6 protein-coding genes are annotated in these 5,974 nt (G+C 33.7%); all 6 read right to left on the bottom strand.

Annotated elements, in window-relative coordinates; all coding sequences use genetic code 11:
* On the bottom strand, positions 1-1,825 hold a 1,825-nt coding region (locus VFS71_RS11050), incomplete at its 3' end, for a peptidase M61 (RefSeq protein WP_326401281.1).
* Positions 1,826-2,067: 242 nt separating this feature from the next.
* Complete coding sequence (locus VFS71_RS11045; protein WP_310008660.1) at positions 2,068-2,346, bottom strand: DUF2805 domain-containing protein; 279 nt, start codon at positions 2,344-2,346, stop codon at positions 2,068-2,070.
* Positions 2,347-2,546: 200 nt separating this feature from the next.
* Positions 2,547-3,149, bottom strand: a complete 603-nt coding sequence (locus VFS71_RS11040) for an alpha-ketoglutarate-dependent dioxygenase AlkB (RefSeq protein ID WP_326401280.1) — start codon at positions 3,147-3,149, stop codon at positions 2,547-2,549.
* A gap of 75 nt (positions 3,150-3,224) precedes the next feature.
* Positions 3,225-3,932 (bottom strand): aquaporin Z, encoded by a 708-nt coding sequence (gene aqpZ / locus VFS71_RS11035; RefSeq protein WP_173505236.1) that lies wholly within the window; start codon positions 3,930-3,932, stop codon positions 3,225-3,227.
* A 153-nt stretch (positions 3,933-4,085) separates the two neighbouring features.
* Complete coding sequence (locus tag VFS71_RS11030) at positions 4,086-4,988, bottom strand: DMT family transporter (RefSeq protein WP_326401279.1); 903 nt, start codon at positions 4,986-4,988, stop codon at positions 4,086-4,088.
* A gap of 57 nt (positions 4,989-5,045) precedes the next feature.
* Positions 5,046-5,468 (bottom strand): DUF2721 domain-containing protein, encoded by a 423-nt coding sequence (locus VFS71_RS11025; RefSeq protein WP_326401278.1) that lies wholly within the window; start codon positions 5,466-5,468, stop codon positions 5,046-5,048.
* Positions 5,469-5,974 lie beyond the last annotated feature (506 nt).

Genomic DNA, 5,974 nt, shown 5'->3' with positions numbered 1-5,974 from the left:
AAGCATCAGTTGCTTCAAGACCGTCGGTATTTATATAAGGAAGTTTTACTGTTCCTTTTAATACTTGTTCTTTTCCGTCGCGTTTGATTTTTATAGAGATTGCATCGTTCTCTTTCCATTTCTGACTTTCTGAAATCATGTCGTAAATGTTGCTTAGAGAATAAGGTTTCTCATTGATTGCAAGGATGATATCTCCACCTTTTAAGTCTAATGCTGTATAGAAAACAGTCAGTTCTTTGTTTGGAGCTATAAAAATCTCGTTGTTTTCATGATTGACAGCGATGCATGGAACCTGACCTTTTAGGAATATTCCTTCTGAAGTTTTTTTGGTAACTTTTGTTACTCCAACTTTTGCTAAATACTCATAATAAGGAATAGGTGTTGGTCCAGATACATATGTGGTCAAAAAAGTACCTACTTCAGGGTAGGTTAATGAAGTTATTTTTGCGAATAAATCGGCGTCATTAAATGGTTTTGAAACCCCATATTCATTAGATAATTGATGCATTAAATCTAATATTCCTCTTTTTCCTCCGCTACTTTCTCTGATTTGTATATCCAAGCACATTCCGATTAATGCCCCTTTTTGATATACGTTTAAGTACTGATCTTTATAAGGCTCAGTTAGTACATTGGCACTCATGGTAGTAAATGGCATGGTGTCATTCAAAGCGTTTGCACCTTCAATTTTTTCTGATATACGAGAATAGAATTCATCTTCATTTATCAATCCTTGATTGATTTGGAAAAGATTGGCAAAATATTCAGTTACTCCTTCATACATCCATAAATGTTGAGACATTTTTGGTGCATTATAGTCAAAATATTGGATTTCTTTTGAGTGGATTGTCAATGGCGTTACAATATGAAAAAATTCATGTGAAACTACATCTTTCATTTGTTTTACCAATTCGTCTTTTGGCATCATTTCTGGCATAACTACAGTAGTCGCAGTAGGATGTTCCAGTGCCCCAAAGCCTTTTGCATCGGTATGAGACATAGTAGAAAGATAAAGAATAACCGTGTATTTTTTTGTGGAATTGATTTTTCCTAAAAATGTTTTTTGGGCAGTCATCATTGTTTTCATTTCTGGAGTAATACTCTCTGCTGTGAATTTTCCTGATGGTGAGTATACTGCAATTTGAATATCCATACCATCTACAGTAAAAGAAGTGTAGTCAGGTTTGGAATACATGATTGGGTTTTCCAATAATTCTGAATAGAGTGGCATTTCAAAAAGATCTAATGTTTTTGAAGCATCTTTGTCAATCATTGAGGTAGCTCCCCAAAGTGTTTCAGGATGAGTAATGGTAACTTTATAAGGAATCTCTTTTTTGTCTTGAAAATATCCGACAAAACCATGCAAGTTCAGCATGAAATTTTTATTGACATCGATGTTTGTCCCTGCCGGAGAGAATACATCATCCTTTCCGAAACCTCTTCCTTTTTCAGTATCGAAGGTGTCGTTTACTAGGTAAGTAATTTTTGCTAATGATTTTGCTTTTTTGATTGACCAAGTGTTATCATCAGTTTTTGTAATAGTCAACAAGTTTCCTTTGCTGTCATACGCTTTGAAATCGACAACATATTTTCCGTAATCATCTACTGAATAGGTTCCAGGTACTGTTTTTGGAAGGCTATAGGTGATTTCGTCTGCTTTGATTTTTGGGGCTTTTACCGTAACCAAAACTTGGTCGTCTTTTACATCAATAAGATTGATGCTGACTTCAATTTCTTCTTTTTTTGAATCTACTGGATTTGTAGTGTTCGCTTTACTTGTCCAAATTAGGGAAGAAAAAGCAAATGCAAAGATTATTTTTTTCATTTTGTAAGTGTTTGTTTGTGCATTAGTATTTCAAAATTTAAAAATGTTACAAAAATGTTTTAATTAAAGGAGTTGTTGCAAAAAAATAACTAAAAAAGTGCACCTACTGCTACTCGCTGGAAAGAACTGTTTATTGTTCCAAATAACAATGTGTGCTGGATTCACAGTATTAAACAGTTAATTGATATTTTTAAAAGTGGAATAAAAAAAACTCCTGAATTTCAGGAGTTTAAAAGGTTTGGTTAGTCTAGTTTGTTTTTTATGTAATATTTCCCATCTAAATCTTCGTCAAAGTCATCGATTTTAAGAGGTTTTGGTTTTGGTTTACTTGCAATAGCTTTCTTTTTCCACATTTCATATTTTTCGGTTGGCATTTTCTTTTTCATAATTTCAAGAACCTCTTTTTCGTCTAAGCCGAATTCTTTCTTGATAATCTCAAACGGATTTCTTTCTTCTTGGGCCAATGTAACAAGTCTTTCTGTTTGTTCCCAGTTTAATTCTTTGCGGTTACTCTTTTTCATCACGTGAAAATTAATTCTATTTGGTGTTAATGATTAATAAATCTGATTTTAAATCTAATACCAATATTAATAAAAATAATTATTACTTTTTATTTTAATTAAAAAAAATATTCAAATTTTTAATTCTTTTTAGGTGTGTGATATTTTTTGAAAGAAGTTTAAATTAAATTTTCCGATCGATTGTTTTCTTTTCATTTAGTTTATTTGATTACTCGAAATGTCAAATTTATTCTTGGACCAATAGGTTTGGCTGTTTTGGGAACTTGATGTTTCCAAAAATGCTGTGTAGTTCCTTTCATTAATAACAAGCTTCCGTTTTCTAAAATAAGATTCTTTTTTTGAGTGGCATCAAAGTTGTGTTTCAATTGAAAGTTACGTTCTGCGCCTAAACTTAATGATGCGATTATGGGATTTGTGCCTAATTCTTTTTCATTATCAGCATGCCAGCCATTGCTATCACTGCCATCTCTGTAATAATTCAATAAAACGGCTGTGAAATTTGTGTCGGAAGCACTTTCTACAAGCGATTTGATTTTTTGTAAAGTCAATGTCCAATAATGGGGCTGCATTACAATGTTGGAATAGGAGTAGGGCTTTCCTTCGTTCCCATATAAAGCTGTTAATCGCGGTTGCAAATGTTTTTTGCCGTAAACTGTAATTTCATCCTGTTGCCAAGGAGTGTTTTCAAGTAATTCCTGAAAAAGAGAATTGGCTTCCTCTTTTGAAAGAAAAGAAGGAAAGTAGATGATTTCGGCATCTGGTAAATTAAAAAATATAGGCTCGGATTGAAAAAGTGAATTCATATTGCAAAAATAAAGAGAAAAACGAAATCTAGTATTTCGTTTTTCTCTTTATAATTTATTTTATGTTGTAAAAAATTAAGCTTCGGAATGGTCTTGCAATAAGTTTTTATATATAAAACCAGCTACAATAGCGCCTAAAATAGGTGCAACCCAAAACAACCAAAGCTGAGATAGTGGTTCACCGCCTACGAAAATGGCTTGAGACAATGATCTTGCAGGATTTACAGAAGTATTTGTAATTGGAATACTGATTAAGTGAATAAGAGTAAGTCCAAGTCCAATGGCGATTCCGGCAAATCTTCCGTTGGCAAATTTATCGGTGGCGCCAAGTATAATTAAAAGGAAAAATAATGTTAGTACAAATTCAGCAATAAAAGCAGCTTGCATAGAATAGCCATCGGGAGAAAAAGCGCCATATCCATTAGAAGCAAAAGCGCCAGCCTTAGTGTTGTCTATCATAAATCCAGCTTTTCCAGAAGCAATAGTAAAAAGTGTTCCGGCAGCTGCAACAGCACCTACGCATTGTGCTATAATATAAGGAAGTAATTCTTTGGCTGAAAATCTTCCGCCAGCCCATAATCCAAAAGAGACTGCTGGATTAAAATGCCCTCCAGAAATATGTCCGACAGCATAAGCCATGGTCAAAACGGTTAAACCAAAGGCCAATGAAACTCCCACAAATCCAATTCCTAAATCAGGTATGCCTGCGGCAAATAATGCACTACCACAACCTCCAAAAACCAACCAATACGTTCCGAAAAATTCTGCAAAAAGTTTTTTCATGATAAAAAAATTAAGTTAATAGCTAATAGGTGAAAATGTTTAAAATAGTTTTCAATACAACGCCTTTGTAATTTAATAAGAATTGTATGGATTACGAATTTATAAAAAAATTAACAAATAATAACTACAGCTATGTTTTTTTAATACTGATAATCAGTAAGATTGCTCTTTTTTGAAGTTGATATTCATTATAATGATGGCCAATATAATAAGGAGAATGCCAATCCATTGTAATAAAACAACATTTTCATGTAGAAGAAAATAAGCCATTAAAACCGAAACAGGAAGTTCAAGTGCCGAAACGATACTTCCTAATCCAATTCCTGTAAGCGGAAATCCAGCATTCATAAGCATTGGAGGAATGATTGTGCCAAAAAGAGATAGTATAATTCCCCATTTAAGGAATATGCCATAATGAAATGCAGTAGTTTGTGTAGCGATTGCAAAGGCAAAAACAATTATGGCTCCTCCGAAAAGCATATACAAACTGCGTTGTGCAGAAGAAATTCCTAAGGCAACTCGATTTGCAGTAAACATAGTGGTTGTGAATGAACAGGCAGCCAACATTCCCATAACAAGCCCTCGCCAATCCATTTGAATTTCGTTCTTAAAAATATTGGTAGCCAAAAGTGTTCCTATTAAAACTACAAGAGCAGCTACGATTTTTTGTGTTGAAGGGATTTTTTTTTCCAAAAGCATTTCTAGTAATAAACCAATCCATACTGTTTGCATCAACAATATAATAGCAATAGAAACAGGAATATATTTGACGGCCAAATAATAAAAGACACTTGTCAATCCCATAGAAGTGCCGGCAAACATCAACTGGAATATGTTTTTCTTCGTGGCTTTGATAACGTCATTTTCGCTTTTGGCTTTTTGAAACCAATTAATAATAAGAATTCCGGTAATTCCTAATATAAATTGTGAGATAGTGACTTCAGCGGTAGTATATCCTTCGTCATAAGCCATTTTTACAAATGTTGCTAGCATTCCGTAACTAGTCGCACCAAATCCTACCAAGAAGACTCCTTTGAGTGTATTGTTTTTAAACATATTTGTGGGTGTGTTGTTTTTTAGATATTTCTTTGGTGATAAAGAAATCTATTTTGCCTAAATAGTCGGCTGTTGTTCTTTTTCAAGCTCTTTATGGGTCAAATCACTCAAATGCAAACGCAGTGCATCAACCGAAATGTTAATCTCCCAAAAGCAAAGTGCCAAAGAGATTAACAAGGCAAGCAAACTGAAACCAAATAAGTAAATTCCAGTCAATTGATAATCCAGGAATAATACAAGCATTGTAAAAACTGACAGGAATAAACTCAACACACCTGCCATCTGCATAAAGCGGATAAGGGTCAATCTTAGGTTGAGGTTTTTTATTTCCAGTAAAATCATCCGATTCTCCTTTTCTTTATAGGCTTTCTTCAGACCGCGTATAATGGTTGCGAGTGTCAAAAACCGATTGGTGTAAGCCAACAAGATTAATGAAGTTGCCGAAAACAGTAAAGCAGGAGTTTCTATGTGAAGTGTCATTAATGTAATTTTTAGATTGCAAAGTTCGTTTTTTTTGAGCAGTAATAAAAACCGCAAGTATAGTTTGTAGAAGGTCAGAAAGAAGGGTAATATATAAGGTAGCCAAAATTCAAATACTCAGGAGCTATTTCCCGCTATCCGCTACAATCTTATAAGTCTCGTAGAAAAAACGAGACTTATAAGGATTTCCGCTACTATCGGGGCTAGGGCATGGGTTTTCATAAGACAGAAAGTGAAAGATTCAAACCTTATATATAGGAGCCGAAAATGCAGAAGGAAATCCGCTCCTTATATATAGGAGAAGTGTTTTGAAAAAGGAAAGATCCGTGGGGAACCTGTTTTTTCATATTTTATTCAAGCCTTTCCAGGCCCAAAACAAACCAAAAAGCAACAAAAGTGATTAAATTATCAGAAACTGCCTATTGAAAATTTGAAATCGATAAAAAAGGAGATATGTAAATTTCAATATATCAATACGTTAAAAAATAAATGTAAAATTAAAGTAA

Source organism: Flavobacterium sp., from assembly GCF_035760125.1.
In the GTDB taxonomy this organism is placed as follows: domain Bacteria; phylum Bacteroidota; class Bacteroidia; order Flavobacteriales; family Flavobacteriaceae; genus Flavobacterium.
Note: the sequence above shows the minus strand (reverse complement) of the source record. Positions and strands in the feature narration are given on the sequence as shown.